The organism is Marinovum algicola (assembly GCF_900109145.1).
Taxonomy (GTDB): domain Bacteria; phylum Pseudomonadota; class Alphaproteobacteria; order Rhodobacterales; family Rhodobacteraceae; genus Marinovum; species Marinovum algicola.
Window position 1 is genome coordinate 1 of the sequence record NZ_FNYY01000056.1, and the last position, 2,666, is coordinate 2,666.

Sequence of the window (2,666 nt, forward strand, 5' to 3'; positions counted from 1 at the left end):
CTGTATTACAAAGTCCTCGAGAAGGGGCGTTTTCCATGGCCCGCGGCAACGGATGGCAGCGTGCGTCTGACCGCCGCTCAGCTGGCCATGCTCTGCGAAGGTGTTTGGGGATACCCCCTTTGGTGATGCTGACGAATCTTTTCCAGAGCAGGTTCAGGTCCTTGATCCGCGCCATCCACTCTTTGGGCGCAGGTTCCAAGTTCTTGGTCGATCGTTGTTTCGCAGGAGCAGTTCTTCGCCGTTCTACGAGGTCGCGTATTGCGATGGCGTGACACTGAATGTGCCGGTGGCGGTGACCGAGCCGTGTGCCTTGTTGACTTCCCCCACCAAACTGAGTGTGGAAGCTTTGCTGGATCTACTAAATGTGGTATGTTTGGATCATGAGCATGGCACCCGAAGATCTCTGGGCGACACTGCCGGTGACGCTAAGGCGCCAGATCGTCGACGACATAGCCGTGGTTCTGGCGGAGGTCTTTCGTGATGTCCGAGTTGATCCAACTGGCGCATCTGAAGCGCAAGGCCATCGTCTACATTCGGCAATCGACGCCGCATCAGGTCGTGAGCAACCAAGAGAGCCTGCGGCTGCAATACGCGCTCAGCCAACGCGCCCGCGATCTTGGATGGCATGAAGCTGACATTGACGTGATCGACGCCGATCTCGGTCTGAGCGGCGCCTCGGCCGCACATCGCAGCGGGTTCCAGGAACTTGTCGGTCGGGTCGGGCTCAGCGAAGTGGGGATCATCCTGTCCATCGATGTGACACGGCTCGCACGCAATTGTTCCGATTGGTATCCTCTTCTCGACATCTGTGGGCTTCGGGGGTGTTTGATCGCCGATCGCGACGGTGTCTATGATCCCGGCAGTGCCAACGGGCGCCTGCTGCTTGGCCTCAAGGGCACCATTTCCGAACTGGAGCTGCATACGATCCGTAGCCGCCTGACGGCCGGCCTCATCGCCAAGGCACAGCGTGGGGAGCTTGCTCTCACCTTGCCGGTCGGCCTCGTGCGGGACCCCAGCGGCGTGGTGTTGAAAGACCCCGATATGGCTGTTCAGGGTCGGCTCGGCCTTGTGTTCGAACTCTTTCTGAAGCTGCGCAGCATCGCCAAGGTGATGCGCATGCTGAATGCGCGTGACCTCGATCTGCCACGCAGGGACCGGCATGGCGAGCTGCACTGGGCGCGTGCGACGGTTTCTGCGGTCGCTGCAATCTTGAAGAATCCCGCTTACGCAGGCGCTTTCGTCTACGGCCGAACCCGCATGAGGGACCCGTCCCCGGACAGCCGGTCTCCGGCAAAAGCAAAAGTGGCGAGACCTCTCGAGGAATGGCGTATCGTCGTGAAGGACCGATATCCGGCCTATATCGATTGGCCGACCTATGAGAAAATCCGCAGCATCGTGAGCGACAACCGGGCCGAATACATGCGCACCAAGACAAGAGGCATCCCCCGCGACGGCGACCTTCTCTTGCATGGCATCGTGTGGTGCGGACGCTGCGGCCACAAGATGTATGTTCGATACAAGGGCGGCGGAGAGTATGTCTGCAACCACTTGCGCACCCATTCCGGCTTGCCCACTTGCCAGCATATCCGGGCCGAGGCAGTGGACGCCGCTGTTGCCGAGGCCTTCCTGTCCGCGCTGGCCCCTGCGGAACTTGATGCCCTGTCGCGCGCCCGCCGGGCTCAGAGCAAAGTCGACAGCGCCTTGCGTGCAAACGCAGAACGCGAAGTTGAGCGCAAACGCTATGCAGCGGCCCTGGCACAGCGACAGTACAATCGCGTCGATCCTGACAACCGTCTTGTCGCCGCCGAACTTGAGAGCCGCTGGGAAAGCGCGCTGATGGAGGTTCGAGCGGCGGAGGCCGCGCTGGCCGAGCAGTCCGCACAGCAACCGACCGCGCATATGGCAATGGGCAAGGCTTTCACCGGCAAGGTGGTGACCCTGGCGGGACGTCTGCCGCAAATCTGGGCGGAGCCCGCTACCACCGATGCACATCGCAAGTCGCTACTGCGCTGCCTGGTGGACAAGGTGGTGCTGAACCGGACGCCCGAGAGCGCGCTGGTCCGCATCGTCTGGCGCGGCGGTGCGGTGACCGAGCTCGACATCAAGATGCGGGTAACCGCAATCGCGAAACTCGCACGGGGCGCCGAAATGCGGGTGCGCCTGCTTGAACTTGCAAAGGCTGGCGTGCCCGACGATGAAATCGCCCGCGTTCTCACCACCGAGGGACACCGCTCTGCACACTGTGCCGACAAGGTTCTCCCTGTCACCGTGCAGCGTATCCGGCTGGCCGAAGGCATCAAGGCGCCTCCCTCGTGCCGGCGGTGGAACCACGATCCCAGCTACCTGAGCACAACGGCTCTTGCTGCAAAGCTGGGTATCCCGGTCAACTGGCTCTATGTCCAGATCAGGAAAAAGCGTCTGCTCATCGACCCTCAGCCAACCGGTGCCTATCTGTTTCCCGACACATCTGTCGTGCTGGAAGGCGTGCGGAGCCTTCGAAACCACGTGATCGGCGAACTGGATTTGAGAATCTGTCAGCCTGACAATGGGGGGTATCAACATGGGTGATCGTGGGAGGGGATCGATTGGCGCCGGCCGGATTGGGGGGCGCCGCCAGCCCGGACGGGTTGAATTATCTCTCTGGAATCGTTTGTTTTTATGGCACC

General features: G+C 61.3%; 2 protein-coding genes. Both read left to right on the top strand.

What is annotated here, in order from left to right:
• Entirely contained in the window at positions 1-126 is a 126-nt protein-coding gene (gene tnpB / locus BMW90_RS26015) for an IS66 family insertion sequence element accessory protein TnpB (RefSeq protein WP_083416230.1), read from the top strand.
• A 354-nt stretch (positions 127-480) separates the two neighbouring features.
• Positions 481-2,568: a recombinase family protein gene (locus BMW90_RS26020; protein WP_211569047.1), complete on the top strand. Its 2,088-nt coding sequence runs from the start codon at positions 481-483 to the stop codon at positions 2,566-2,568.
• Positions 2,569-2,666: the final 98 nt, after the last annotated feature.